The 24,144-nt window shown below is 73.2% G+C and carries 29 protein-coding genes; 13 read left to right on the forward strand and 16 right to left on the reverse strand.

Annotated features, from left to right (window positions below; translation table 11 throughout):
* Positions 1-82: 82 nt before the first annotated feature.
* From J3P30_RS00285 to J3P30_RS00305, 5 genes are all read right to left on the reverse strand, one after another.
* Positions 83-1,156: an FUSC family protein gene (locus J3P30_RS00285; protein WP_210478821.1), complete on the reverse strand. Its 1,074-nt coding sequence runs from the start codon at positions 1,154-1,156 to the stop codon at positions 83-85.
* 101 nt (positions 1,157-1,257) lie between these two features.
* A complete protein-coding gene (locus J3P30_RS00290; RefSeq protein ID WP_210478824.1) occupies positions 1,258-1,884 on the reverse strand; it encodes a CE1759 family FMN reductase in 627 nt (208 codons plus the stop codon).
* An 8-nt stretch (positions 1,885-1,892) separates the two neighbouring features.
* Positions 1,893-3,002 carry an LLM class flavin-dependent oxidoreductase gene (locus tag J3P30_RS00295; RefSeq protein ID WP_210478826.1) on the reverse strand — a complete coding sequence of 370 codons (1,110 nt, stop codon included), beginning with the start codon at positions 3,000-3,002 and terminating at the stop codon, positions 1,893-1,895.
* 84 nt (positions 3,003-3,086) lie between these two features.
* The gene (locus J3P30_RS00300; RefSeq protein WP_210478828.1) at positions 3,087-3,509 is read right to left on the reverse strand and encodes a hypothetical protein; all 423 of its coding nucleotides are present in this window, start codon (positions 3,507-3,509) and stop codon (positions 3,087-3,089) included.
* A gap of 19 nt (positions 3,510-3,528) precedes the next feature.
* Entirely contained in the window at positions 3,529-4,368 is an 840-nt protein-coding gene (locus J3P30_RS00305) for a nuclease-related domain-containing protein (RefSeq protein WP_210478831.1), read from the reverse strand.
* Positions 4,369-4,424: 56 nt separating this feature from the next.
* Between J3P30_RS00305 and J3P30_RS00310 the strand changes: the two genes are divergently transcribed.
* Both J3P30_RS00310 and J3P30_RS00315 read left to right on the forward strand, forming a co-directional pair.
* On the forward strand, positions 4,425-5,195 hold the full coding sequence (locus J3P30_RS00310) for an alpha/beta fold hydrolase (RefSeq protein ID WP_210478833.1): 771 nt from the start codon (positions 4,425-4,427) through the stop codon (positions 5,193-5,195).
* Positions 5,192-5,932: a triacylglycerol lipase gene (locus J3P30_RS00315; RefSeq protein ID WP_210478836.1), complete on the forward strand. Its 741-nt coding sequence runs from the start codon at positions 5,192-5,194 to the stop codon at positions 5,930-5,932. Before J3P30_RS00310 ends, J3P30_RS00315 begins: the two co-directional genes overlap by 4 nt.
* Here J3P30_RS00315 and J3P30_RS00320 read toward each other — a convergent pair.
* On the reverse strand, positions 5,923-6,132 hold the full coding sequence (locus J3P30_RS00320; RefSeq protein ID WP_210478838.1) for a hypothetical protein: 210 nt from the start codon (positions 6,130-6,132) through the stop codon (positions 5,923-5,925). The two genes, J3P30_RS00315 and J3P30_RS00320, sit on opposite strands and share 10 nt — an antisense overlap.
* A 46-nt stretch (positions 6,133-6,178) precedes the next feature.
* Complete coding sequence (locus tag J3P30_RS00325) at positions 6,179-6,553, reverse strand: nuclear transport factor 2 family protein (RefSeq protein WP_210478840.1); 375 nt, start codon at positions 6,551-6,553, stop codon at positions 6,179-6,181.
* 78 nt (positions 6,554-6,631) lie between these two features.
* Between J3P30_RS00325 and J3P30_RS00330 the strand changes: the two genes are divergently transcribed.
* From J3P30_RS00330 to J3P30_RS00355, 6 genes are all read left to right on the forward strand, one after another.
* A complete protein-coding gene (locus J3P30_RS00330; protein ID WP_210478842.1) occupies positions 6,632-7,039 on the forward strand; it encodes a transferase in 408 nt (135 codons plus the stop codon).
* A 106-nt stretch (positions 7,040-7,145) separates the two neighbouring features.
* On the forward strand, positions 7,146-7,955 hold the full coding sequence (locus J3P30_RS00335; RefSeq protein WP_210478844.1) for a hypothetical protein: 810 nt from the start codon (positions 7,146-7,148) through the stop codon (positions 7,953-7,955).
* Positions 7,952-8,737 (forward strand): hypothetical protein, encoded by a 786-nt coding sequence (locus J3P30_RS00340; RefSeq protein WP_210478846.1) that lies wholly within the window; start codon positions 7,952-7,954, stop codon positions 8,735-8,737. The genes J3P30_RS00335 and J3P30_RS00340 overlap by 4 nt, the downstream gene beginning before the upstream one ends.
* Complete coding sequence (locus tag J3P30_RS00345; RefSeq protein ID WP_210478848.1) at positions 8,734-9,582, forward strand: hypothetical protein; 849 nt, start codon at positions 8,734-8,736, stop codon at positions 9,580-9,582. The genes J3P30_RS00340 and J3P30_RS00345 overlap by 4 nt, the downstream gene beginning before the upstream one ends.
* A 114-nt stretch (positions 9,583-9,696) precedes the next feature.
* Positions 9,697-10,578: an ABC transporter ATP-binding protein gene (locus J3P30_RS00350; protein WP_210478851.1), complete on the forward strand. Its 882-nt coding sequence runs from the start codon at positions 9,697-9,699 to the stop codon at positions 10,576-10,578.
* Entirely contained in the window at positions 10,575-12,188 is a 1,614-nt protein-coding gene (locus J3P30_RS00355) for an ABC transporter permease (RefSeq protein ID WP_210478853.1), read from the forward strand. Before J3P30_RS00350 ends, J3P30_RS00355 begins: the two co-directional genes overlap by 4 nt.
* A gap of 121 nt (positions 12,189-12,309) precedes the next feature.
* Here the strand turns inward: J3P30_RS00355 and rpsO are convergent, their stop codons facing one another.
* Positions 12,310-12,579 (reverse strand): 30S ribosomal protein S15, encoded by a 270-nt coding sequence (rpsO, locus tag J3P30_RS00360; RefSeq protein ID WP_210478854.1) that lies wholly within the window; start codon positions 12,577-12,579, stop codon positions 12,310-12,312.
* A 260-nt stretch (positions 12,580-12,839) separates the two neighbouring features.
* Between rpsO and J3P30_RS00365 the strand changes: the two genes are divergently transcribed.
* The 3 genes from J3P30_RS00365 to J3P30_RS00375 all read left to right on the forward strand — a co-directional run bounded on the left by J3P30_RS00365 (position 12,840) and on the right by J3P30_RS00375 (position 15,418).
* Entirely contained in the window at positions 12,840-13,313 is a 474-nt protein-coding gene (locus J3P30_RS00365; protein ID WP_210478855.1) for a MarR family transcriptional regulator, read from the forward strand.
* Between the two features lie 121 nt (positions 13,314-13,434).
* The gene (locus J3P30_RS00370) at positions 13,435-14,622 is read left to right on the forward strand and encodes a MarP family serine protease (RefSeq protein ID WP_210478856.1); all 1,188 of its coding nucleotides are present in this window, start codon (positions 13,435-13,437) and stop codon (positions 14,620-14,622) included.
* A gap of 34 nt (positions 14,623-14,656) precedes the next feature.
* Positions 14,657-15,418, forward strand: a complete 762-nt coding sequence (locus J3P30_RS00375) for a siderophore-interacting protein (protein ID WP_210478857.1) — start codon at positions 14,657-14,659, stop codon at positions 15,416-15,418.
* 6 nt (positions 15,419-15,424) lie between these two features.
* Here J3P30_RS00375 and J3P30_RS00380 read toward each other — a convergent pair whose 3' ends face one another.
* The 5 genes from J3P30_RS00380 to J3P30_RS00400 form a co-directional block, all read right to left on the reverse strand.
* Positions 15,425-15,958, reverse strand: a complete 534-nt coding sequence (locus tag J3P30_RS00380) for an adenine phosphoribosyltransferase (protein ID WP_210478858.1) — start codon at positions 15,956-15,958, stop codon at positions 15,425-15,427.
* 9 nt (positions 15,959-15,967) lie between these two features.
* Positions 15,968-16,372, reverse strand: coding sequence for a glyoxalase/bleomycin resistance/extradiol dioxygenase family protein (locus J3P30_RS00385; RefSeq protein ID WP_210478860.1), 405 nt, complete (start codon positions 16,370-16,372; stop codon positions 15,968-15,970).
* A gap of 55 nt (positions 16,373-16,427) precedes the next feature.
* Positions 16,428-16,910 (reverse strand): VanZ family protein, encoded by a 483-nt coding sequence (locus J3P30_RS00390; RefSeq protein WP_210478862.1) that lies wholly within the window; start codon positions 16,908-16,910, stop codon positions 16,428-16,430.
* A 73-nt stretch (positions 16,911-16,983) separates the two neighbouring features.
* Complete coding sequence (locus J3P30_RS00395) at positions 16,984-19,215, reverse strand: UvrD-helicase domain-containing protein (RefSeq protein WP_246852671.1); 2,232 nt, start codon at positions 19,213-19,215, stop codon at positions 16,984-16,986.
* A 70-nt stretch (positions 19,216-19,285) separates the two neighbouring features.
* Positions 19,286-19,801: a MarR family winged helix-turn-helix transcriptional regulator gene (locus J3P30_RS00400; RefSeq protein ID WP_210478864.1), complete on the reverse strand. Its 516-nt coding sequence runs from the start codon at positions 19,799-19,801 to the stop codon at positions 19,286-19,288.
* 104 nt (positions 19,802-19,905) lie between these two features.
* Here J3P30_RS00400 and J3P30_RS00405 point away from each other — a divergent pair, with 104 nt between their 5' ends.
* On the forward strand, positions 19,906-20,490 hold the full coding sequence (locus J3P30_RS00405) for an NADPH-dependent FMN reductase (protein ID WP_210478867.1): 585 nt from the start codon (positions 19,906-19,908) through the stop codon (positions 20,488-20,490).
* 107 nt (positions 20,491-20,597) lie between these two features.
* On the opposite strand, the gene J3P30_RS00410 is transcribed toward J3P30_RS00405, so the two are convergent.
* Both J3P30_RS00410 and J3P30_RS00415 read right to left on the reverse strand, forming a co-directional pair.
* On the reverse strand, positions 20,598-21,398 hold the full coding sequence (locus J3P30_RS00410; protein ID WP_210478869.1) for a DUF1353 domain-containing protein: 801 nt from the start codon (positions 21,396-21,398) through the stop codon (positions 20,598-20,600).
* A gap of 428 nt (positions 21,399-21,826) precedes the next feature.
* Positions 21,827-22,198, reverse strand: a complete 372-nt coding sequence (locus J3P30_RS00415) for an FKBP-type peptidyl-prolyl cis-trans isomerase (RefSeq protein WP_210478872.1) — start codon at positions 22,196-22,198, stop codon at positions 21,827-21,829.
* Between the two features lie 26 nt (positions 22,199-22,224).
* Between J3P30_RS00415 and J3P30_RS00420 the strand changes: the two genes are divergently transcribed.
* Positions 22,225-22,950 (forward strand): M50 family metallopeptidase, encoded by a 726-nt coding sequence (locus tag J3P30_RS00420; protein ID WP_210478874.1) that lies wholly within the window; start codon positions 22,225-22,227, stop codon positions 22,948-22,950.
* Positions 22,951-22,955: 5 nt separating this feature from the next.
* Here the strand turns inward: J3P30_RS00420 and J3P30_RS00425 are convergent, their stop codons facing one another.
* Positions 22,956-24,128 carry a PrsW family intramembrane metalloprotease gene (locus J3P30_RS00425; protein ID WP_210478877.1) on the reverse strand — a complete coding sequence of 391 codons (1,173 nt, stop codon included), beginning with the start codon at positions 24,126-24,128 and terminating at the stop codon, positions 22,956-22,958.
* Positions 24,129-24,144: the final 16 nt, after the last annotated feature.

A 24,144-nucleotide genomic window follows, 5' to 3' on the forward strand; every position in this document is an offset into this window, starting at 1 on the left:
CGGAAACCCACCACTAACGACCAGCTCCCTGCCGATCTGCTCCGGTGGAGCCCACCGCGAAGGGCGGGCGACAGGTGCGATCCTACCCCACGGGGGCGTCGCGGCCAGCCCCCGGACGGGCCGCGCGTCGCTCGAGCACGAACTCGGCGACGAGGACGACGACCGCGAGCACGGCGCCGAGGGCGGTGTCGAGGATGCGCTCGGCCACGACCGCGCCCGCGCTGACGCCCGGATGCCGCACCGCGACGAGCAGGGCGAGCGGCGTGATGAAGACGAGCGCCAGCCCGTAGTGCCGCACGATCACGAGCTCGACGCAGAACTGGAGGGCGGCGAGCACGAGGATGAGGACGACGCCGTCGAGGTCGATGAGCGCGACGACGAGGAAGATCCCGGCCCCGAGCACCGTCCCGAGGATGCGGTTGGCGGCGCGGACCGTCGTCAGGCGGCGGTGGATCCCGCTCTGCAGGACGGCGACGACCGTGACGACGACCCAGTAGCTCCGGTGGGAGCCGAGCGGGATGCTGACGGCGGCCGCGAGGGCCAGGGCGACCACGACCCGCGTCAGCACGATCCGCGACTCGCGCCCGACCTCGAACCGCAGCGGCGCGGGCGGCGGCTCGGAGCGGGCGCGGCGGAGCACGGCGGGCACCGCCAGCGGTGCGACGACGACCAGGTACGCGACGACGAGGCCGAGCGCGAGCACGCCGAGGAGGGGCCCCGCGTCCAGTCCGGCGCCGCCGTCCTCGGCCGGCGCGACCATCGACGCCATCACGCCCGGCACCATCGCGAAGAAGACGCTGCCCGGCGGACCGACCCTCAGGCCGACGGTGAGGACGGCCGCGGCGATCGCGATCGCGGCGATCAGCACGGTCGTGAGGACCGGGAACGGCGCGACGAGGACGGCGAGCGCCGCGGACGCGAACAGCCCCGCGCCGATCAGCGGGAGCCGCCGCGCGCGGTGCAGGAGCGGGCGGTCGCCCAGGTAGAGCGCGAGGAAGGCGCCATTGGAGGCGACGAGGCCGAGCGTCGGCTGACCGGCGAGCGTCAGCGTCACCGCCGGGAGCGCGAGAGCGATCGCGCCGTTGAGAGCGATGGGCCAGCGTCGCGGCGAGGGGCGGAACTCGACGACCCGCCGCAGCTCCCGTCCGATCCCCATCCCCGCGAGCCTAGAGCCGGGGGGATCCTCGGCGCGCCGGGCACCACCTCGGCGCGGCGGTGGTGCCTGCCGCGCCGAGGTCGCTTCTTCCGCGGCGAGCGCTACTGGATGCCGCCCACGCCGGTCGGGTCGAAGCCCGCGGGCAGCGCGAAGGGATCGCGCAGCCCCGCTGTGCGGGTGGAACGGCGGACGACCTCCGCGAACTCGGCGGCCGCCCGGTCGATCCGCTCCGGCAGGGGCTTCGCCGCGTCGTCCGCGTCGCCCCAGTCGTCGGTCGCCGCGAAGACGGCGGTCGGCGCGACCGCCGCGTGGAGGTAGGAGAACAGCGGGCGCAGCGCGAAGTCGAGCGCGAGCGAGTGCCGGGCCGTGCCGCCCGTCGCGCCGAGCAGGACCGGCAGGTCGGAGATCGCGCCCGGCTCGAGCACGTCGAAGAAGGACTTGAACAACCCGCTGTAGCTGGCGCTGAAGATGGGCGTCACGGCGACCAGGCCGTCGGCCGAGGCGACGGTCTCGAGCGCCTCCGCGAGACGCGGAGCGGGGAAGCCGGTGAGCAGGTTGTTCGTGATGTCCGAGGCGAGGTCGCGCAGCTCGATCGTCACGACCTCCACCTCGTCCCCGGTCTCCCGGAGACGGGCGGCGGTGGCGTCGGCGAGGCGGTCGGCGAGCATCCGGGTGGACGAGGGCCTGCTGAGCCCGGCCGATACGACGGCGAGGGTGCGGGTGGTCATGGCTCCTCCTAGCGGGCCGGCTCGGTCACGCGGGCGCCGTCGGCAGCGCGCTTCGCGGCGACCAGCGACTCGTGGGTGGGCGCGTCCGGCACGGTGGCGGGGCGATCCTTCGCGAGCTCCTTCCGGAGCACGGGCACGACCTCCTCGCCGAGGAGGTCGAGCTGCTCGAGCACCGTCTTCAGCGGCAGGCCCGCGTGGTCCATGAGGAACAGCTGGCGCTGGTAGTCGCCGAAGTGGTCGCGCATCGCGGCGTAGCGGTCGATGACCTGCTGGGGGCTGCCCACGGTGAGCGGGGTCTGCGCGGTGAACTCCTCGAGCGAGGGGCCGTGGCCGTACACCGGCGCGACGTCGAAGTAGGGCCGGAACTCGTCGATCGCGTCCTGCGAGTTCTTCCGCATGAACACCTGGCCGCCGAGCCCCACGATCGCCTGCTCGGCGGTGCCGTGGCCGTAGTGCTCGAAGCGCTGCCGGTAGAAGCCGATGAGCTTCATGTAGTGCTCCTTCGGCCAGAAGATGTTGTTCGCGAAGAACCCGTCGCCGTAGTAGGCGGCCTGCTCGGCGATCTCGGGCGAGCGGATGGAGCCGTGCCAGACGAACGGCGGCACGCCGTCGAGCGGGCGCGGCGTCGCCGTGAAGCCCTGGAGCGGAGTGCGGAACTTGCCGCTCCAGTCCACGACGTCCTCCCGCCACAGCCGGTGCAGGAGCGCGTAGTTCTCGATCGCGAGCGGGATGCCCTGCCGGATGTCCTGGCCGAACCAGGGATAGACGGGGCCCGTGTTGCCGCGGCCGAGCATGATGTCGCTGCGCCCGCCGGACACGTGCTGCAGCGTGGCGAAGTCCTCCGCGATCTTCACGGGATCGTTCGTCGTGATGAGCGTGGTGCTCGTCGAGAGGATCAGCCGCTCGGTCTTGGCGGCGAGGTAGCCGAGGATCGTGGTCGGCGAGGACGGGATGAACGGCGGGTTGTGGTGCTCGCCGAGTGCGAACACGTCGAGGCCGACCTCCTCCGCCTTCTGGGCGATGGCGAGGATGGCCTGGATCCGCTCGCCCTCACTGGGCGTGCGGCCGGTCGTGGGGTCCTGGGTGACGTCACCGACCGTGAAGATGCCGAACTGCATGGTGTCCTTCCCCTCGGCATTTTTCGATGCATGTGCATCGACTGCTGCCTGCAACAGGGAGGACGGAGCGGGTATTCCCGCCGCTCAGCGGGTCTTGCCGATCAGCAGGTCGACCCGCACGCCCTGCTTCGTGTCGACCACCTCGACGGGGATCCGCGTCGGCTTCCCGGACTGCTCCAGACGGCTCAGGGCCTCCAGCACCACCGCTTCCAGCCCGCGGGGAACGGTGCCCACCGGGCCGATCACGCGACGCTCGAAGAAGAGCCGCACCTGGATGGGAGCGTCCGCCTTCTCCTCCTCGACCGTGCGCTGACCGCCAGCGGTCGTGATCTCCTCCGCGCCCACGAGCGGGCGCAGCAGATCCTGATGCGGGTCGCTGCCCGCGAGTCGGATCGTGACGCGGCCGTTCTTCGGGATCAGGTCGTACCGGAAGTCGTCGAGGGATCCCTTCCCCGCATCGCTCTTCGGGAAGTCCCCGGGATCCGGACGACGGCGCCACCATGCCATGCCCGGCATGCTAGCCGGGTCAGCGCGCGAAGAAGGCGCCCAGCACCAGGGCGCCGACGGCCGCTCCGGCGGCGAGGAGGGCCGGCGAGCCGGCGACGATCGCCCGCACGGTCCGCGCCCACCGGCGGTCCGCCTCGGCGAGCTCGGCCTGGAGCGCGCCGAACCCGTCGTCGAGCGGCCCTTCCGCTCCCCACGTCTCCGGGACGGCGGCCGCGTCCGCGATCCGGTCGACGATCACCGCCGAGCACACCTCGCGCAGCGACCGGAGCCAGGGAACGACGTCCTCGAGCGGAAGGACGCGCGCCGAGGTCGGCGGGGTCCGCACGACCACACGCTCGGGCGCGGGGAACGCGACGATCGGGACGACGGGGACGCCTCCACGGAGGACCGCGGCGAGCCGCTCCCGGATCGCCGGCACGACGCTCTCCGCCGCGGCCACCGCGTCCGACCCCGCCCCGTCCACCGACAGGAGGTCGGCCGACACCCAGACCGAGGCCCTCGGACGCGGCTCCGGGAAGAGCGCGAACACCCCGGCCGGCCCCACGAGCAGGTGCGGCACGACAGGGCCGTCCAGGGGAACCGAGTGCAGCACCGTCCAGTCGGCGGGCAGCCTCCGCAGAAGATCCGCGGCGTCCCGCTCGATCCGGGCGCGCTCGTACCACGCGGCGGCGGGCGCGCCCAGCGGCGCGAGGCCGGCGAAGCGCCCGAGTCGGGACCGCGGCGGCGCGGCCGCGTGCTCAGCCAGGCTCGCCGCGAGCGCCCCGGAACCCGGAGACTGCGACCGCAGGCTGGGCGGAGGAGGCGGAGGACTCGCGGGCGCGCGGCGAGGCGCGCCCGTGCGCAGCCGAATCCCCGTCATGCAAGCCCCCCGGTGGCCCGCCGGAGTGCGGAGCAGCGCAACGTAGGCTCGTGCTCATGCGGTGGCGGACCGTCTCGGAATTCAAGCACGCGGGCCGGACGATGCTCGTGAAGCGGCTCGGCGCGGGATCGGGCCCGCACTTCGTGCTCGTGCACGGCATCGGCGTCGGGACGTCGTACTTCCACCGGCTCGCGAAGGCCCTCGCCCCGTTCGGCGAGGTCATCACGGTGGAGCTGCCCGGCTACGGCCGCGCCCCGCGGCCCGAGACGCCCATGTCGATCGAGGACTTCGCGGAGATCCTGTCCGCGTACCTGATCGCCGAGGACGTCCCCGATCCCGTGCTCGTGGGCAACTCGATGGGGACGCAGATCGTGGTCGAGGCCTCGCTGCAGCACCCGGACCGGTTCCGCCGCCTCGTGCTCCTCGGCACGGTGGTGGACCCGCGTGAGCGGACCGCGCCGCAGCAGGCGCTCCGCCTGCTTCAGGACTGCCTGTTCTGCGAATCGATCCCGTCCAACATCGCCGTGTTCGCCGACTACGTCCGCACGGGGGTGCGCTGGTACCTCGCGACCCTGCCCTCGATGCTCGCCTACCGGACGGAGGAGGCGGTCACCCGCCTGACCGCCGAGACGGTCGTGATGCGCGGGGCGCGGGACCCGATCTCGAAGCACGAGTGGAACGAGCAGCTGGCGGCCTCGATCCCTTCCTCCCGGCTGATCGAGGTGCCCCGCAAGGGCCATGTCGTCATGTACACGGCACCGGAGGCCGTGGTCGAGCCGATCCTCGAGCTTGCGCGTGCGGAGCAGGCGGGCCTGGAGCAGCGGTGAGGCTGCTCGCCAACGGCTGGTTCTGGCTCCTCGACTACCTGTACGTCGCCGTCAAGCAGGTGCAGGCCTTCGTCGTCCGGGTGGACCCCGCGACGTACCGGTCCCCCGCCGCACTCGGACGGCCCGTCCTGCTGATCCCCGGCATCTACGAGACGTGGCAGTTCATGCGGCCGGTCGCCGAGCTGCTGCGCGACCGGGGGCATCCCATCCACGTCGTCACCGGGCTCGGCTGGAACACGTCGACGATCCGCGACAGCGCCGACCTCGTCGCGGCCTACCTCGAGGAGGCGGACCTGCGCGGCGTCACGCTCGTGGCGCACAGCAAGGGCGGCCTGATCGGCAAGTACACCATGCTGCGCCGGGACCCGGAGGGGCGCATCGACAGGATGGTCGCCATCGCGACGCCGTTCTCCGGCTCCATCTACGCCCGGTACGCCCTGACGCGGTCGATCCGTGACTTCTCCCCCGCCGACACCACTCTTCGGATGCTCGGCGAGCATCTCGACGTCAACCGGCGGATCACGTCGATCGAGCCGTCGTTCGATCCGCACATCCCGGGCGGCAGCAGGCTCGACGGCGCGGTCAACGTGCGCCTGCGCGCGGCAGGACACTTCCGCATCTTCGGCACCGCCGAGCTGCTGCGCGAAGTCGAGCGCGCGGTGGACGGCACCCCGGAGCACGCGCTGGACGGGGTCCCCGAACCCCGCGTGGAGAGGGCGCCCGGAGCTCAGGAGTAGGCGCGGTCCTCGTACCCGCCCGGCCGGTACGTGTAGTCCGGGCCGTCGGGGTCGAGCTCCCAGACCTCGTCGACGGGGCTCCCCTCGACATCGACGGTGCGCGTGAAGCTGCGCTGGGGGCCTCCCTGGATCAGCTCGAGCTCGACCGTCTCCGTCGAGTCGCCGCGGGCAAGGGTTGCCGTGTAGGTGTTGTCCGCCATGTCGGCACCCTACTCCGGCCCTCCGGGCGCCGCCCCGCCTTGCGCATCAGCCGGCGCCGTGCTCGTCGGGCTCCTTCATGTACCACTCGGTGAAGCGCGAGGCGCGGCCGTCGGCCCCCAGGACGATCACCCACAGGTTGCGGTAGTTGCGTCCGTTCCGGTACGCCGTCCGGCCCTCGACGAACACCGTGTCGCCGTCCCGGGCGAGCGGGTGCCACTCGAACGTCCAGTCGCCCGGCTCGTCCCGTCCCTCGAGCCAGCTGTCGACGATCGCCTCGATCCCGGCGACCGGCTCGTCCCAGGGGTTGTAGCGGTACTCCGCGTCCTCGGTGAAGAGGGCGCGGATGTCGCCCGGATCGTTGGTCGTCCAGGCGGTGCGGTAGCGGTCCATCCAGTCCGTGACGTCGTCCCACTCGCTCATGCGCACGTGTCTACACGACCGCACCGACACGCCGCATCCCCGGGAATCCCCGGGCGGTCCCCCTGGTTGTAGATGCAAATGGGCAAGCAATTCGAAGAGTTCGAGGACGGCGGGGTCGTCCTCAAGTACCGACGTCACTCCAACGGGCGCGGCCTGATCGCCATGACCGCGAAGGCCGACCCCACCGCATTCGTCGCGCCCTCCGCCTACGTGGAGGCCGACTCCCGCATCGACCGCGACGCGCGCATCGGCGAGGGCACCTGGATCGAGCGCGACGTCATCGTGGGCCGCGGCGCCCTGGTCGGCGCCAACGTCCGGCTCGGAGCCGGCACGGTCGTGGGTCCCGGCGCGCAGATCGGCAGCCACTCCCGCGTCGGCGCCGGCAGCACCATCGGTGCCGCCGCCCGCATCCCGCACGACTCAAACCTCCCCGCGGGCTCCCGGATCCGCTCGCCGCAGTCGGGAGATCTCGGCCGCGCGGCCTGATCCCCCTTGGCACGAAGGCCTCCGCGAGTCACCCTTGAGGGAGCGGCTCGCGGAGGCGGTTCCTCCTCCCGGCGGCGCCGCTGACCGAGCGTGAGGAGGCGCTGGAGTGGCCGGGCTGCCGCGCAGGCGGGGCGCCATCGGGATCGCGGTCCTCGCGATCTGCGCCACCGCCGTCGTCGGCGCCCTCCTCGCTCCGCCGCCTCCGCCCGCGATGGAGGCCGCGGAGGGGTGCACCGAGGACTTCCCGCGCCTCGTCCTCCCGGGTCGCGCCGAGCTCGAGGGGCTCGTCGTCTGCTCCGACGCGGCGGGGACGTCCACGCTCGTCCGCAACGACACCGCCGCCGTGTGGGTGGTCGAGTCCGACTCCCGATCCGGGGTGCACCTGCTCCCCCTCGACGAGCACACCCGGTCGTTCGCCGGCCTTCTCGACGGGAGCGGCTCGTCCGTCCCGGCGGGCGCGGTGGCCGTCGTCCCGCAGCCGCCCGCGGGGGTGCGCCTGCACATCGACGCCCGCCTGACGATGGCCCAGCTCGCGCACGACCAGCTCGTGGCGACCCTCGGCCGGAAGGACGGGCCGGCGCTCGCAGCCCTCCGGCCGGAGCCGACGGTCGCCCGGCGCGCGCTCGTCGAGTGCCTGGCGGGCACCCTGCGCAACGTGCCGAGCCCGGGCTGCGCCCTGGCCGACGGCCGGCCGCTCGAGGTGCTCGCGGCGGCGGCCGCCGCGATCGAGGCCGACGGCCGCTCGCTCTGCGGCGTCCTCTGGCTCGAGGCGAAGGCCAACGCCAACCTCCCGTCCGTCGACCAGACCGCCTTCGTCGCCGACATCGTGGGCTGGGAGAGGAACGCCGGATTCACCGCCAGGGCCGACGCCGCCGCGGCCGCGTACCTGCAGATGCAGCCCGAGGATCGGTCATGACCCGCGCTCTCGGCTGGGTGATCGCCCTCGTGCTCGCCCTCGCCGCCGGCGCCGTGGTGACGGCGGGCTCGCCGCCGGCGCCCGGTGCCGCCGCGCCCGACGAGGGCTGTCCTTCCGACTACCCGACGCTGATCGCGCCCGGAACGAGGGAGACCACCTACTACTCCCGCGCACTGCGGGGTCTCATCGTGTGCTCCAACCCGATGGGGACGGCGACCCTGTTCAGCAACCGCACCGACGCCGTCTGGGTCCTCGAGGAGCCGTCCCACGTGGGCCTGCACCGGCTCCCCAGCTCGTCCCTCAGCGACTCCTTCGTCCGCCTCGTGGCCTCGCCGAGCCCCGCCATCCCGTCCGGCACGGCGATCGTCGTCCCGCGTGCGCCCTCGGAGGTGCGGGTGCGGGTGAACGCCGAGCTCACCCTGGCCCAGCTCGCCCATGACCAGCTCGCCGGCTCCCTCGCCCTCGACGCGAGCGGAGGGCACGTGCTCGCCCGCTACGGCGGCCTCCTCGGCGAATGCCTCGGCCTGCTCATCGCCGAGATCGAGTCCCCGGAGGCGGTGCTCGCGAGCGGCAACCCCGCGCCGCATCTGATCGAGGCCGCGCAGCGGCTCGCCGCGTCCCGCGGCACCTGCCCGGAGGTGTGGCGAGCCGTCGGCGGGGGCTCCCTCGAGGACGACGTGGCCGGCTGGCGGCGGCACGCGGGCTTCGCCGTGCGGGCCGTCTCGGCGGCGATCACCTATCGCGCCCTCCTGCGGCAGATCCGAGTGGTGGAGGCGCCATGAGCGCCGGCCGCCCGGCCCCGCCCCGGCACCGCCTCGCACGGCTCCCCGCGTGGGTCGCGGCGTTCGGACTCGTGCTCCTGCTGGTCGCGACGGGCGCGGTGCTCGCCCGGCCGGCGGGACCGGGTGCGCCGGCCCGCCCTGACGAGGGATGCCCGGAGGGCTTCCCGCTGCGCATGACGCCGGAGGGCGAGGGGATGTACGCCGCGGCGGTCGGCCGGTTCCTCGTGTGCCAGGATCTGGCCGGCACGTCGACGCTCCTGCGCAATCGGACGGCCGCGGTGTGGGCGCTGGAGAGCCCGAGCGGGATCGCCATCCACCGGGAGCGCGTGTCGGCCCTCGACGGGAGCTTCCTGGACGTCGTCCGGTCGCAGGCGGCCGTGGTGCCGGCGGGCGCCTCCGTGGCGGTTCCGGCGCCCGCGTCCGCGCTGATCGCCCGTGTCGACGCCCGGCTCACGATCGCCGCGCTCGCCCACGAGCGGCTCGCGACGGCGCTCGTGGCCGCCGTCCCGCCCGACGTGCGAGGGCGGGTCCTCACGGAGAGCAGGGCGGCTCTTACCGCCTGCCTCGCGGAGGTGCTCGACCTCCTTCCGAACCCGGGCGCCGCGCTCTCCGGAGGCAACCCGGGACGGCGCATCACCGACGTCGTCGAGCAGGTCGCGCAGACCCCGGACTCCCTCTGCGTGGGCCAGTGGACGCTCGCCAAGCTCCTCGCGGGCGTCCCCCTCGCGGCAGCCGCGCCGCTGCGCTCCGACGTGGCCCTCTGGCGGCACGACCCGTCCTTCGCGTTCCGCGCTCTGGACGCCGGGATCACCTACTCGGCGCTCGGTCCCCGCCTCCTTCCCTGAGCCCTTCCCCCCGCTGTCCGGGGCGTCCTATGCTCCTTCCTCTGGAGAGCCGGGAAGTCCGGTCGGCGCAGTGCAGCGCGACGCCCGGGACCGCCGGGGAACCGGAGGGATGGCATGAGCGTCATCGAGGTCCACGATCTCCGCAAGAGCTTCGGCCGCACCGCGGCCCTGACGGGACTCGACCTCGAGGTCCGGCCGGGAGAGGTGCACGGCTTCCTCGGTCCCAACGGCGCCGGCAAGTCGACCACCATCCGCATCCTGCTCGGACTGCTGCGGGCCGACGGCGGGACCGTGACCGTCCTCGGCCGCGACCCGTGGCGCGACGCCGTGCATGTCCACCGCGGCCTCGCCTACGTCCCGGGGGACGTCAGCCTGTGGCCGAACCTCAGCGGCGGGGAGGTCATCGACCTGCTCACCCGGCTGCGCGGCGGCGCCGACGAGGCGCTCCTGCGCCGCCTCGTCGAGGACTTCGAGTTCGACCCGCGCAAGCGGTCCCGCAGCTACTCCCGCGGCAACCGGCAGAAGGTCGCGCTCATCGCCGCCTTCGCCCGGCCCGCCGAGCTGTACGTCCTCGACGAGCCGACCTCCGGCCTCGATCCGCTCATGGACGAGGTCTTCCGCCGCCACATCGAGCGCGTGCGCGACGAGGGGGCGGCCGTGCTGCTGTCGAGCCACATGCTCGCCGAGGTCGAGAGGCTCTGCGACCGCGTGACGATCATCCGCTCGGGCGTCGACGTCGAGACGGGGACCCTGCAGGAGCTGCGCCACCTGACCCGCACCACGTTCCGGCTGACGGGCGCCGACGAGGCGGCCGCCCGCGCTCTGCCGGGGGCGCACGAGCCACGCAGCGGCGGCGACTGGGTCGAGTTCGACGTCGACGCCGCCGACGTCCCGGCCGTGCTCGCCGGAGTTGCGGCGCTGCGGCCCGCCGGGCTTACGGTCGCGCCGCCGTCGCTCGAGGAGCTGTTCCTGCACCACTACGGGGACCGCCCGTGAGCACGGCCACGCTGCTCGCCTCCCGGCTGCTCTCGGAGCGGTGGCGGCTGCCCCTGTGGATCGGCGGGATCACCCTCCTCACGGCGGCGTCCAGCACCGCGGTCCTCGCCCAGTTCGCCGACCCGGAGGAGCAGCGGGTACTGCTGCTGGCGGCCGCGGCGAACCCGGCCTTCCGCTTCCTGCGCGGTCTGCCGATCGGCATCGGGACCGGCGAGCTCGTCTTCTTCCAGATCTTCACCTACCTGGCGGCGCTGGCCGGGCTCATGTCCACCTTCCTCGTCGTGCGGCACACGCGCGGCGACGAGGACTCGGGCAGGACGGAGCTCATCGCCGCGACCCCGCTGCGGCGGACGGCGCCCGTCGCCACAGCGCTCGGCACGGCCGTCGTCGCGAACCTCGTGCTCGGCGTCACGGTCGCCCTCGGGCTCGCCCTTCCCGGGCTGCCGTGGCGGGGATCCGTGCTCACCGGGTCCGCCGTCGCGGTCAGCGGACTCGTGTTCGCCGGGATCGCGGCCGTCGCCGCTCAGGTGCTGCCGACGAGCCGCGCGGCGAACGGCGCCGCCGCCGCGACGGTGGGACTCGCGTACCTGCTGCGCGGCATCGGCGACGCAATGGCACAGCCCGACGAGCGGTTCGTCACCCGCGAGAGCGGGTGGCCGTCGTGGCTCTCACCGATCGGCTGGGGGCAGCGCGTGGAGGCGTACCAGACGGACAACCCCCTGCCCCTGGCCATCGGCATCGCGACCGCGGTCCTGCTCGGCGCCGTCGCGGTGGCCGTCGCGGCTCGCCGGGACCTCGGCGCGAGCCTCGTCCGCGAGCGGGCCGGACGCGAACGTGCGCGGGGATCCCTGCGGTCGCCCCTCGCGCTCGTGTGGCGGCTCTCCTGGCCGTCGCTCGTGGGCTGGGCGATCGGGGCCGCCTTCCTCGGCACGGTCGCCGGACTGCTCGCTCCCTCGGTCGCCGACGCGATCGGCTCGAACGCCCAGTTCCTCGAGCTGATCCGCCGGCTGATCCCGGGCTCGACCGCCGGACTCCTCGACCTCTTCGTCGCCGCCATCCTCGGCATGGCGGGCTTCCTCGCCGCCGCGGCCGGAGCCCAGGCGACGATGCGGATGCGCGCCGAGGAGGCGGACGGCCGGGCGGAGCTCCTGCTTGCGGCACCGGTCGGCCGGGCGCGCTGGATGGTCGCGTTCCTCGCGGTGGCCGTCGCGTCGGTCGCCGCGGTCCTCGTCCCCGCGGGCGTCGCGGCGGCGGTGGCCTTCGCGGCCGTGGGCGAGCAGGACCGGACGGGCTCGTCGCTCGCCGCGGCGGCGGCCCAGGTGCCCGCGGCGCTCGTCTTCGTCGGCCTGACGGCGCTCGTGTTCGCGGTCCTCCCCCGCCTCACGGTCCCGGTCGCATGGACGCTGCTCGGCGTGAGCCTGATCCTCGGCGAGTACGGCACGATCCTGCAGCTGCCCGAGTGGATGCAGGACATGAGCCCGTTCCGGCACACCTCCGCGATCCCGGCGGAGGACCTCGACGCCGGCGGCGTTCTCGCCCTCCTCGCGGTCGCGCTCGCCACGGCGACGCTCGCCGTCCTCCTGTTCCGCCGCCGCGACCTCGCCGTGTGACGCCCGCGCGGCCGGCCGCCCCCGCGGGGTCCCCTGAGACGCGGAACGGGCCGCCCACCCGAAGGTGGACGGCCCGTCCGAAGAAGCTCGCGCTGTCAGCGAAGAGCCTGCGCGGCTCGCCTTATCGGCGGAGGCCGAGACGCTCGATCAGCGACCGGTACCGGTTGATGTCGATGTCCTGCAGGTAGCCCAGGAGCCGGCGACGCTGGCCCACGAGGAGCAGCAGGCCACGACGCGAGTGGTGGTCGTGCTTGTGCTCCTTGAGGTGCTCGGTCAGATCCTTGATCCGCTTGGTCAGGATCGCGACCTGCACCTCGGGGGATCCGGTGTCACCGGGGTGGGTTGCGTACTCTTCGATGATCGCCTTCTTCACATCTGCATCGAGTGCCATAGATGGGATCCCCTTCCTCTCGTTGCGCGGTGCCCGTCACCTGATGTGCGGGCTCTCTTGATCCGCGGCCGTTCGACGGCAACCGGAAGAGTTTAGCAGAGCGCAGGGGTGCGGGGTCCGCCGGGCGGAGCCGGGAAGAGGCGTCCTCCCGCGCTCGGCGCGCGACTCGCGGTGGGCTTCGTGCCAGGTTTCGGCCCGTCGGCGCTCCTTCCGTGGAAGACTCTGCGGCAACGCGACCGGGTCGGCAACAGGAGGCCTGTGTGACCACGAACGAGAAGGACGGCAGCCGCGACGAGCTCGCCGCCCGACTGGCCATCCTCATCGGACGACTGAACCGTCTCATCCGTGCGAGCGCGGGCGACCTGACCCAGTCCCAGCTGTCGGCCCTGGCGAGCATCTCCCACCTCGGTCCGGTGCGGTCCGGCGACCTCGCGCGCATCGAGTCCGTCACGGCGCCGAGCATGACGCGCCTCATCGCCGGCCTGGAGGCGCAGGGCCTGGTGCAGCGGACGCCGGACCCGGTCGACGGCAGGGCGGCCCTCCTCACCGCCACCGCCGCCGGCGAGGAGGCGGTGCTGCGCACGCGCGCCGCCCGATCCCGGAAGCTCGCCGCGCTGCTCGAGTCCCTCGACGAGGCTCAGCTCGAGGTACTGCGATCGGCATCGGACGTGCTCGAGGACCTCATCACCGCCGCCACTCCGAAGGCCACGGTCAAGACGCCGCACGAGGGTTGAGCCCCGGGGCGCTCCACCGAGGCCCCGAGACCCCTCAACACGCCGAGGAGCCGCTCTCGGCGTTCCTCCGGCTCGGATAGGGGACGCTGGAGATCCAGCGAGCGCGCCGAGGAGGAGAGGGATGTCCCTGACCCTCGTCCTCGACGTGCTGCTCGTGCTCCTGCTCGTCGGCTACCTCGCGTACGGCCTGCGCGCCGGGCTGCTGCGCAGCGTGTTCCCGCTGGTCGGGGTCGCGGCGGGAGCGGTGGCGGGCATCCTCCTGCTGCCGGTGCTGACGTCCCTCGTCCCGGATCCCGGCTGGCGCATCGCGGCCTCCATCGCGCTCGTGGTCGGGCTGGTCGCGATCGGCAACAGCGCGGGCGCCCTCGTCGGGTCCGCGGCGGCCAGCACCGTCGCCCGGGGTCCGCTGCGGGCCGTGGACAGCGCGCTGGGCGGGGTCGTCACCCTGCTCGTGGCGGCGCTCGTGACCTCGGCGGTCGCCTCCGGAGTCGGTGCGCTCGGCGTGCCGTTCCTCAGCCGGTCGATCGCCGAGTCGGCCGTGCTGCGCACGATCGACACCGTCACCCCGGCTCCCGTGAAGGCGACGATGGCGCAGCTGCGGTCACTGCTCATCGAGGACGGCATCCCGAGGATCACGGAGGCCCTCGGCGGCCCGGTGGCACCACCCGACGTACCGGATGTCGCCGCCGGCGGCCCGGGCCTCGAGGCCGCCGCGCGCTCCGTCGTGAGGATCACCGGCAACGCCTTCGCGTGCGGCCAGAGCCAGACCGGCAGCGGGTTCGTCATCGCGCCCGGCCGGGTCCTGACGAACGCGCACGTGGTCTCCGGGCTCGACGAGCCGGTCGTCGAGACGCCCCAGGACGGGGCGGCGTCGGGGCGGGTGGTGTACTTCGATCCCGTCGACGACGTCGCCGTCGTCGCGGTCGACGGCCTCGTCACTCCGCCGATCACGTTCTCCCCCACGCTCGCGCCGGGCACGAGCGCGGTCGTGCAGGGCTACCCGTTCGGCGGCCCGTTCACGTCGAAGGGCGCGGAGGTGCTCTCGGTCCAGACATTCGACGTCGGGGACATCTACGGCGACAGCGAGTCACCGCGGAACGTCTACACGCTCGCCGCCGACGTGCAGCAGGGCAACTCGGGCGGACCGCTGCTGTCGGCCGACGGAGCCGTGGCCGGGCTCGTCTTCGCCAAGAGCGCGGACACCGCGAACGTCGGCTACGCGATGACCATGGAGGAGATCACGCCGGTGCTCGCCCAGGCGCCCGCGCTCACGGACGCGGTGTCGTCGGGCGCCTGCATCCGCGGCTGAGCCTCCCCCGTCGTGCCTCGGGAAGAATGGGGGCATGAGCGACGCCACCTTCACCCGCGAGAGCATCCGGCATGAGCCCGCGGCGCGGGAGCTCCGGGTGGTGCGCACCGAGCGGCTGACGTCGACCATCACGCGGATCACGCTCGGCGGCGAGGCGCTCGCGGGCTTCGCGGCGCACGGTCCCGAGGACCACGTCAAGCTCGTGTTCCCCGCCCCGCCCGGCCAGCGCATCCTGCGGGACTACACGCCCGCCGTCTTCGACGAGGCGGCGCAGGAGCTCTCCCTCGACTTCGTCGTGCACGGCGACGAGGGACCGGCGACGCGCTTCGCGGCCGGCGCACGTCCCGGCGATCCGCTGGTGGTCGCGGGCCCGAGGGGCTCCCGGCTTCCTCCGCGCGAGGCGCGCCGGTACGTGCTCATCGCGGACGAGGCGTCCCTTCCGGCGATGTCGCGGTGGATCGCGGCGGTGCGAGGGCGCGCCGAGGTGGTCGCCTTCGTGCAGTCCGAGTCCTCCGACGTGCTCGACTACCCGCTGCCGCGAGGTGACGGGATCCAGGTGACGAGGATCCCGACGGGCGCGGACGCCGCCCTCGCCGCCGTCGAGGAGGTGGCGATCGACGAGCACACCTACGTGTGGGCGGCCGGCGAGGCCACCGGCCTCATCCCCCTCCGTAGGGCGCTCCGGAGGCAGCGCGGGCTCGCGAAGGACCGCGCCAAGGTCGACGGCTACTGGCGGCGCGGAGTCGCGGGGATGGACCACCACGCGCCGCTCGACCCGGAGGACCCGGAGGACTGACCCCGGTCAGCCGGTGACGGTGTCGAGCGCCGCCACCTCGAGTCCTTCGACGGCCGAGCGCCCGCCGAGGTCGGCGAGCTCGATCACGACGGCGGCCCCGATGACCGTGTCGCCGGCCTTCTCGAGGAGCCGCCGGGCGGCGGCGAGGGTGCCGCCCGTCGCGAGCACGTCGTCGACGAGGAGCACGCGCCGGTCCCGGCCGACCGTCTCGCGCAGCTGGAGCTCCGCGGATCCGTACTCGAGGTCGTACCGCTCGGAGATCACGGGCGGCGGCAGCTTGCCGGGCTTCCGCAGAGGCAGCACTCCGGTCCCCGTCGCGTAGGCGATCCCGGCGGCGAGGAGGAAGCCGCGCGCCTCGGCGCCCGCCACGGCGTCGAAGCGCCCGCGGAAGGGCTCCGCCATGCCGTCGACGACCGCGGCGAAGGCGGCGGCGTCGGCGAACACCCCGGAGAGGTCCCGAAACAGGATCCCCGGGGACGGGAAGTCGGGCGTCGTGGTCGTGAGGGCACGCACCACCTCGGATGCGGAGGAGCTCGTCACCCCTTCACCTTAGGCCGCCCCGTCGCCCTCCTCCTCGGCCTGGATGACGAGCAGCATGGTCCCCTCGGGATCCCTGAGGTAGGCCACGCGCTCGCCCCAGGGAGTCTCGACCGGCCGGACGGGGACCGGAGCCCCGAGACGTTCGGCCGCAGCGACGGCCGCGTCGAGGTCGGCGACGTAGAGGCAGACGTCGACGGCGTGGCCGGTCGCCGGCAGCGGCGTCTCGCCGTACATGGCCGGAGTCGTGCCCACGCCCAGCGCGACCTGCCCGTCGCCGACGGCGAGCGAGACGTAAACCGGATCCCCGTCGGGCGGGAACCCGTACACCTGCTGGGCGCCGAACACCTCGACGTAGAAGCGCCGCGTGGCGAGGAGGTCGGTGCAGTGGACGATCGGGAACACTCGCCGTTCCATGCCGCACACCCTAGCGCCGCGGCCGGAGAGCCTGTGCGAGCAGCCGGGACCTCGCCTAGCGCTGCAGGACGGGTGCGCGCTGCTCCAGCTGCTGCCGCGCGCGCGCGGCCCGCTTGAGCTCGCGGGCCTTGGCGGCGGTCAGGATCACCACCGCCAGGGCGCCGAGGACCGCGCCGGACGTGTTCGATGCGACGTCCCGGATGTCCGCCACGCGCGACGTGAAGACGAGCAGCTGGGCGAGCTCGATCGCCACGGAGAGCCCGAAGCCGAGCAGCATCGCGAGCCACCACTTGCCTCGGCCGAGCAGGAGGACGAAGAACATCCCGACCGGGAAGAACATCGCGATGTTGGCCGCGAACTCCACGTCCGCATAGTCGATCCAGCGCGTGCCCGGGATGCGGTCGAGCACGGAGAGCACGGTCCAGACGAACCCGTCCGTGCCGTCGCCGAGCGGGAGCTGCGGGGACAGCGTCACCCAGCCGACGAAGGCGAGGTACGCGAACGTCACCACGCTGAGGAGGGGGTGTCGCCGGAACATCTCTCCATCCTTCGCCATCGGCCTCTGGCTGCGCCTTGAGAAACCCGCGAGCTGCGGAATTCGTGTGCGGCTCTCAGCTCTGTGCAGGGATCACGACCGACAGCCGCTGCGTCGCGCGCGTGAGCGCGACGTAGAGGGAGCTGGCGCCTCTCGGCTCGCCTCGCACGATCCCCTCGGGATCGACGACCACGACCGCGTCGAACTCGAGGCCCTTCGCGGTGTGCGGCCCGAGCACCGAGATCGGGCGGGACAGGGTGTCGAGCCCCAGCCCGACCTCCTCCCCGAAGCGCTCGCGCAGAGCCGCGGCGACGGCCGTGATCCGTCCGTTGGGGGCGATCACCGCCAGCGTGCCCGTCGAGTCCACGTCCCGGTCCTCGCCCACCGCGCGGACGACGGCCGGGATGACGCGGTCCGGCGCGACCCGCAGGCGGCGCGGCTCCCACTCGGAGTCGCGGACGGACCGCGAGGGGGTGACGGCGAGCCCGTACTGACGCGCGGCCTCCTCCGCGAGCTGGGCGATCTGGGTCGGTGTGCGGTAGTTGACCGTGAGCTCCTCGAGCCGGAACTCGGACGTGAGCGGCTTCACGGCGTCCGCCCAGTTCGCGGCCGCGGAGGGCGAGCTCGCCTGCGCGATGTCGCCCACGATCGTGAAGGAGCGCAGCGGCGCTCGCCGGCGGAGGAGGCGCCACTGCATCGGCGACAGCTCCTGCGCCTCGTCGACGACGACGTGGCCGTAGGTCCAGGTCCGGTCCGTCATCGCGCGCTCGGACGCGGTGAGGCGGGGACCCGAGGCGGCGAAGTTGTCCGCGAGCGCCTCGGCGCTCACGAGGCCCTCGACGCCCATGTTCCTGATCGCGTTCTCCGCGTTCTCGACGTCCAGCTGCCGCTGACGGCGCGCGGCGGCCTCCTTGGCACCCGACGCGCTGGGCGCCTCCCCGAGCAGCTCGGCCGCCTCGTCGAGGAGCGGGACGTCCGCCACGGTGAACGGCTCGTCCCGACGCCGGGCCAGGAGGGCCCGGCGCTCCGCCGACCAGCTCGGGGTCAGCGAGGCGAGCCAGGACGGGCGGGAGTAGAGGTCGCCCAGCAGCTTCTCGGGGGTCAGCGGCAGCCATGCTGTGTTGAGGAGGACGCGGACGTCCTGGCTCGTGCGCAGGTCCTCGCGCAGCATCCGCAGGTCCTCGTCCTCGAGGGTGTCGCCGCCGCCCCGCAGCTGGGCGGCCAGCTGAGCCGTGAGCGCGGCGAGCGCGTGCGACACGAAGGTCACACGGGCCTCGTTGTGCGGCTTCCGGGTCTCCTGAGCGCGGCGGATGGCGCGGACGATCAGCTCCGGCTCGACGTCGAGCCGCTCCCCGTTGACCTCGATGGTCTGCACCGTCTTCGGCGCCACTTGCCGGGACTGGACCGCCCGCTTGAGCAGCTCGGCCATCCGCAGCGAGCCCTTGAGCGCGGCCGTCGCGGGCGGATCCTCGTCCTGCGTGTCGAGCCCGGGATAGAGCTGCCCGACGCTCGAGAGCACGACGCCCGTCTCACCGAGGGACGGCAGGACCTGCTCGATGTACTGCAGGAAGCTGCGGGACGGGCCGACCACGAGCAGACCCGACGACGCCAGGCGCTCGCGGTGCGTGTAGAGGAGGTAGGCGGCACGGTGCAGGGCGACGGCGGTCTTGCCGGTGCCGGGACCGCCCTGCACGACGAGGACGCCGCGGAGGTCCGAGCGGATGATCCGGTCCTGCTCGGCCTGGATCGTCCCGACGATGTCCTGCATGCGACCGGTGCGCTGAGCGGTGAGCGCGGCCATGAGGGCGCTCTCACCCGTCAGCGGGCGGTCCTCGTCGGTCGCGGCGTCGCCGAAGACCTCGTCCTCGATCCGCGTGACGGACCGCCCCTCGGTGCTGAGGTGCCGCCGTGCCCGGATGCCGAGCGGGTGCGCAGCCGTCGCCTGGTAGAACGCGCTCGCCTGCGGGACACGCCAGTCGAGCAGGAGCGGCTGGAGGTCGGCATCCCGCAGGCCGATGCGGCCGATGTAGCGGAGGTCGCCCTCCTCGGTCTCGAGGCGGCCGAACGCCAGGCGGTCGTCGACCTCGCGCAGCTGGGCGATGCGGTCCTCGAAGATGCGCGCCATCGCGTCGCGCTCCGAGCGGTTCTGATGCGTGCCGCCGATGGGCGCGCGGCGGACCCGGTCGAGCTCACGCGCGGCCTCCGCCTTGACCGCGTCGAGGCGCTCGTACAGCAGGGAGAGGTAGGCCTGCTCCCGGTCGAGCTCGCGGGACATCGCGGACCCGGCGATCCTGGAATCCGTGCTCATGCCCTGCCCGCCTCGTGCCAGTCCGAGCGCGGGGAGCGCTCGAAAATCGGGGACACGAGTCTACCCGGGTTCAGGACGCGGCCTGCTGCTCCGACTCGCCGGACAGGATCTCCTCGGCGCGCGCACAGGAGGACGGGCTGATCCGCTCGATGATCCGCTCGGAGATCGCGCCCAGCGTCGCCTTCTCCTCCTCCGAGAGGACGTCGAAGAAGATCCGGCGCAGCTCGACAGCGTTCCCGCGAGACGCGCGGAGCACGGCACGCCGACCCTCGGGGAGCAGCGTCACCCAGGAGCCGCGCAGGTCGGTGGGACACTCCCGGCGCTCGACGAGGCCGCGCGAGACCATGCGCGTCACCTGGTGCGAGACGCGGCTCTTCTCCCAGCCCAGCAGCTCGACCAGATCCTTGCCGCGCAGCTGGTTGTGCGGCGACTTGAAGAGCGAGAGGAGGATCTCGAAGTCCGGCACGGAGATGCCGGCGTCGTCCTGCAGCTGCTGCTCGAGGGCTCGATCGAGCCGGCGGCGCATGGCCACGAACGAGCGCCAGACGGCCCAGTCCGCCTCGGGGATGTCGCTCACCTCGCTCATGGCGCCCCACGCTACACCGCTCAGGTTGACATGTCACCTACTATGGGGTTAATTGGTGACACGTCACCAGTTGACACGTCACCATCCAGAGATCAAGGAGCACTGTGCCCGACCTCAAGATCGCCGTCATCCTCGGCAGCACGCGTCCCGGCCGCAACGGCGAAGCCGTCGCGAGGTGGGTCCTCGAGCAGGCCGCCACGCGCACCGAGGCGACGTACGAGCTCGTCGACCTCGCCGACTTCCCCCTGCCTCACCTCGACGAGGGCATGCCTCCGTCGATGGCCCAGTACGCGAACGCGCACACCAAGGCCTGGTCCGACCGCATCGCGGGCTTCGACGGCTACATCTTCGTGACCCCCGAGTACAACCACAGCACCTCGGGCGTCCTCAAGAACGCGATCGACTACCTGTACACCGAGTGGAACAACAAGGCGGCGGCCTTCGTCGCCTACGGCAGCGTCGGCGGCGCGCGCGCGGTCGAGCACCTGCGCGGCATCGCGTCCGAGCTCCAGCTCGCCCACGTCCGCCAGCAGCTGAGCTTCTCGCTGTTCTCCGACTTCGAGAACTTCAACACCTTCACCCCGGGCCCGCAGCACGCCGGGGCCGCCACGGTGCTGTTCGATCAGCTCGAGGCATGGACCGCCGCGATGAAGAGCGTCCGCGCGCCCCAGGTCGCCGTCGAGGCCTGATCGCGCTTGCACGGGAGCCCCTCCAGGAGGACCCTGGAGGGGCTCTCTCGTCGCCCGGAAGTGAGACAGGCCATGCCGCCTCCCCGGGCGACGAGTCGTTCCCGGACCTAGCGGCTGCGGCCGGCCCGCTCGTGCTCAGCTTCGCGGACGCGGTTCCTCGCCCTCACCTTCGCCCGCCGGGTCCTCCCGAGCGGACCCGCCTTCGGCATCGGTCTGCGTCGCCTGCCGAGGAGCCAGTCCACGAGGTCGAGCAGGAGCAGCAGGTACTGACCGAGCAGCGCGGCGGCCGCGATCGGCAGGAACAGGACGCCCGAGTAGATCAGCACACCCATCGGGAACGCGTCCGCGCCCCAGATCAGGACCGTGAGCGCCGGCAGGGCGACCAGCAGCAGACCCCAGGCCCCGAGCAGGCCCGTCATCGCGATCCAGATGGACGCGGTGCCGGCGAGCGCGTGCAGCGCCATGGCGACCGCCCGCCAGCGCCGCGGCCCCCAGTAGCGCTCGAGCGTGACGGCGGCGACGAGCAGCTGCGTGCGCATCCAGGTGCTGCCCGACTCGCGCAGCGCCACCGCGAACAGCCGGTCGGCCTCCCGCCGCTGCCGGATCCAGATCTCCGGATCCGGGTTGAGCGACTCCCACCACAGCTGATCGTGCATGAGGGCCGCCGCGGTCTGCCGCCCGTGGCTCGAGATCAGCCCCCAGAGGAACGGCGGCACCGACGCCAGGTCGGTCGCGTTCGACCCCTTCGCCGGGCGCGACTCGTCGTGCGCGCGGATCACGTACCGCTCGGACTCCGGCCGCCCGCTCTCGAGGAACGTGAACGACCGCGTGAGCTGGAAGGTGCCCGGCGCGCGCTGCACCAGGTGGATGCGGTCGAGCCGGCGGCCGTCCTCCGTGGCGAAGGGCATGCTCAGCCGCTCCCCTGCTCGCCCGGACCCGTCACGTCATCAGCCTAGGCAGGCGCGCGCCCCCGTCCTGTCCGCACTATTGGGGCGCGCCCACGTCTTGTCTGCGCGCGCCATCGGGCGCATCCTGAAGACCTCAAGGAACTCGCCGGACCGGATTCGAGTCGGAGGCATCGCCCCGCCACCGGACGGCGAGTTCTTTCTTTGTCTTCCCGTTGTTCCGTTGTTGTGGGTCCGTGGTGGGCGGGGGTGTCCACCGCTTCTCAGACAGTCGCGCGCCAAGCATGGCGCGCGAAACTCGCCTCGGCGGACACCCCCGCCCACCACTCCCGTTACAGACGAGACCGGTCAGGCGCGCCGGCCGGTGGAAATACGGGTGCGATGTGGCTTTCAGGAGAGGGGTCGGGCGCGGAGCGCCCGACGCGCTGTTGTCAGGAGACGCCAAGGAGGTCGATCACGAAGATCAGCGTCTTGCCGCTCAGGCGGTGGCCGCCTCCCGCCGGGCCGTAGGCGAGGGCGGGCGGGACCACGAGCCGGCGTCGGCCGCCGACCTTCATGCCCGGGATGCCCTGCTGCCAGCCGGCGATGAGGCTCGTCAGCGGGAAGTTGATGGACTGGCCACGGTTCCAGGAGGAGTCGAACTCCTCCCCGGTGTCGTACTCCACGCCCAGGTAGTGCACGTTGACGGTGGAGCGGGGCCCGGCCTCGGGACCGTCGCCGACCGTGATGTCGGTCACCTCGAGGGTGCTGGGGGCGGGGCCCACCGGGGCGTCGATCTCGGGCTTCTCGCCTGCGCTGCTCATACGGCCAGTCAAGCGACAATGACCGGGTGGAGCAACTCGCCGACCTCTGGGCGCGGGTGACCGCCACGCAGCCCCCGCTCGATCCGCTCGTCGTTGCGCTCGCCCTCCTCGTGTCCGCGGCCGCCGTCCTGACGCCCGCCTGGCGGCTCACCCGGCACGCGGTGACGATCGTGCACGAGGCCGGCCACGGCTTCGCGGCGACGATGACCGGACGGCGGCTCAGCGGCATCCGCCTGCACTCCGACACCTCGGGCGTCACGGTGAGCGTCGGCCGGCCGCGCGGCCCCGGCATGGCGCTGACGCTCCTCGCCGGCTACCCGGCGCCCGCCCTGGTCGGCCTCGGCACGGCGTGGCTGGCGGGCACCGGGCACGCCGCGGCGGCGCTCTGGGCGGTGCTGGTCCTCGTCGTCCTGGTCCTCGTCCAGATCCGCAACTGGTTCGGCCTCTGGTCGGTCCTCGTGTCCGGCGCCGCCGTGTTCGCGCTCACGTGGTGGGCGCCCGGCCCCTGGCAGTCGTTCGGGGCGGTCGCCGTGGCGGGGTTCCTTCTGCTCGGCGGGGTGCGCACGGTCGGCGAGCTGCAGTCGGCCCGCCGCCGCGAGCGCCGGGGACGGAACGGGACGACGGATGCCGACCAGCTCGCGCGGGTCGCCGCACTCCCCGCGATCGTGTGGGTCGGGCTGTTCCTGCTGGTCGCGCTCGCGTCCGCCGTGTGGGGCGCCGTCCTGCTCCTCCGCCTGCCACCGGCCGGCTAGCGCGATCAGGCGAGGAGGACCCGGCGATCCTCGCTGATGGCCGCGAGCAGCGTCTGCTCGTCCGGGGACCGGCCGATGGCCGAGCGTCCGACGAGGAGCCGCTGCCGAGTGTGCGCCAGCCGGGTCGCGTGGCGCACGAACCGCCTCATGGCCGTGACGCGGTCGAGGGCGCCGGGAGGGCTGGGGTGCTGCCGGGCCCAGGACAGAGCCTGGCGGCGGCCGCCCCAGGTCGACAGCAGGTCGACCTCCCCCGGCGTGAACCAGCCGACCCGCGCGTACTCGTCCAGGCGCGCCCGCGTGAGCCGCCGCTCGTGCCGGCGCAGTGCGATGACGATCCCCACCGCGCCGAGGAACAGGGGCACCTGCACCAGCACGTAGTAGGCGAGGATGTCCGAGAAGATGAAGAAGGCGCCGTTCCAGAGCGCGTGCAGCAGGACGGCCGGGATCAGCCCGAGCAGGAAGAAGCCGAGCGCTCCCGCCCGCCCGGTGCGGCGGGAGGCGATGCCGAGCGCGAAGCCGGTGCACGCCGTGAACATCACGTGCGCGAACGGCGAGAAGATCCCGCGGACCACGAACGTGACGGCGAGGTCCCCGGTGCCGCCCGAGACGAGCGAGTTCCCGAAGTAGAGGATGTTCTCGGTGAAGGCGAACCCGCCGGCGACCGTCGCGGCGTAGACGAGGCCGTCGAGGGGCCCGTCGAAGTAGCGGCGGGCGACCCAGAGGATCAGGAGCACGCCGAGCCCCTTGGCCACCTCCTCGACGATGGGCGCCTGGATGACCGCGCCCGCCGCCTCGCTCACGAGCGCCCGGCCCGTCATATAGGCGGAGACCTGGAGGGTGAAGTCGACGAGCAGGGCGATCACGACCGACACGCCGGCGCCCCAGAGGAAGGCGAACCAGAGCGCCGCCCGCGGCTCCGGCTCCCAGCGGTCGATCCAGCGGATCGTGAGGAGCACGATGGCGAGGGGGATGAGGGCCGCGATCGCGGAGACGAGCACCCCGGTCACGCCGAAGCCGAGCACGAAGTACGCGAGCACCGCGAGCAGCAGCAGCGCCCCCAGGGCGATCCCGATCGCCGTCAGCACCACGGTGCCCGTCCCCGCTCCGCGGTAGACCGGCTGCGGCTGCCAGAACGGAGAGACAGGGGCGGGCGGCGCCGCGGGCGCGGGATGCGTCATGGCGACACCCTAGCCA

It is taken from the genome of Naasia sp. SYSU D00948 (genome assembly GCF_017916515.1).
Lineage (GTDB): Bacteria > Actinomycetota > Actinomycetes > Actinomycetales > Microbacteriaceae > Naasia.

Excerpts from the sequence above, each read along its gene's own strand:
- J3P30_RS00285 (WP_210478821.1), bottom strand. The coding sequence starts at position 1,156 with ATGGGGATCGGACGGGAGCTGCGGCGGGTCGTCGAGTTCCGCCCCTCG.
- J3P30_RS00290 (WP_210478824.1), bottom strand. The coding sequence starts at position 1,884 with ATGACCACCCGCACCCTCGCCGTCGTATCGGCCGGGCTCAGCAGGCCC.
- J3P30_RS00295 (WP_210478826.1), bottom strand. The coding sequence starts at position 3,002 with ATGCAGTTCGGCATCTTCACGGTCGGTGACGTCACCCAGGACCCCACG.
- J3P30_RS00300 (WP_210478828.1), bottom strand. The coding sequence starts at position 3,509 with ATGGCATGGTGGCGCCGTCGTCCGGATCCCGGGGACTTCCCGAAGAGC.
- J3P30_RS00305 (WP_210478831.1), bottom strand. The coding sequence starts at position 4,368 with ATGACGGGGATTCGGCTGCGCACGGGCGCGCCTCGCCGCGCGCCCGCG.
- J3P30_RS00310 (WP_210478833.1), top strand. The coding sequence starts at position 4,425 with ATGCGGTGGCGGACCGTCTCGGAATTCAAGCACGCGGGCCGGACGATG.
- J3P30_RS00320 (WP_210478838.1), bottom strand. The coding sequence starts at position 6,132 with ATGGCGGACAACACCTACACGGCAACCCTTGCCCGCGGCGACTCGACG.
- J3P30_RS00325 (WP_210478840.1), bottom strand. The coding sequence starts at position 6,553 with ATGAGCGAGTGGGACGACGTCACGGACTGGATGGACCGCTACCGCACC.
- J3P30_RS00330 (WP_210478842.1), top strand. The coding sequence starts at position 6,632 with ATGGGCAAGCAATTCGAAGAGTTCGAGGACGGCGGGGTCGTCCTCAAG.
- J3P30_RS00340 (WP_210478846.1), top strand. The coding sequence starts at position 7,952 with ATGACCCGCGCTCTCGGCTGGGTGATCGCCCTCGTGCTCGCCCTCGCC.
- J3P30_RS00345 (WP_210478848.1), top strand. The coding sequence starts at position 8,734 with ATGAGCGCCGGCCGCCCGGCCCCGCCCCGGCACCGCCTCGCACGGCTC.
- J3P30_RS00350 (WP_210478851.1), top strand. The coding sequence starts at position 9,697 with ATGAGCGTCATCGAGGTCCACGATCTCCGCAAGAGCTTCGGCCGCACC.
- rpsO (WP_210478854.1), bottom strand. The coding sequence starts at position 12,579 with ATGGCACTCGATGCAGATGTGAAGAAGGCGATCATCGAAGAGTACGCA.
- J3P30_RS00370 (WP_210478856.1), top strand. The coding sequence starts at position 13,435 with ATGTCCCTGACCCTCGTCCTCGACGTGCTGCTCGTGCTCCTGCTCGTC.
- J3P30_RS00375 (WP_210478857.1), top strand. The coding sequence starts at position 14,657 with ATGAGCGACGCCACCTTCACCCGCGAGAGCATCCGGCATGAGCCCGCG.
- J3P30_RS00385 (WP_210478860.1), bottom strand. The coding sequence starts at position 16,372 with ATGGAACGGCGAGTGTTCCCGATCGTCCACTGCACCGACCTCCTCGCC.
- J3P30_RS00390 (WP_210478862.1), bottom strand. The coding sequence starts at position 16,910 with ATGTTCCGGCGACACCCCCTCCTCAGCGTGGTGACGTTCGCGTACCTC.
- J3P30_RS00395 (WP_246852671.1), bottom strand. The coding sequence starts at position 19,215 with ATGAGCACGGATTCCAGGATCGCCGGGTCCGCGATGTCCCGCGAGCTC.
- J3P30_RS00400 (WP_210478864.1), bottom strand. The coding sequence starts at position 19,801 with ATGAGCGAGGTGAGCGACATCCCCGAGGCGGACTGGGCCGTCTGGCGC.
- J3P30_RS00410 (WP_210478869.1), bottom strand. The coding sequence starts at position 21,398 with ATGCCCTTCGCCACGGAGGACGGCCGCCGGCTCGACCGCATCCACCTG.
- J3P30_RS00415 (WP_210478872.1), bottom strand. The coding sequence starts at position 22,198 with ATGAGCAGCGCAGGCGAGAAGCCCGAGATCGACGCCCCGGTGGGCCCC.
- J3P30_RS00425 (WP_210478877.1), bottom strand. The coding sequence starts at position 24,128 with ATGACGCATCCCGCGCCCGCGGCGCCGCCCGCCCCTGTCTCTCCGTTC.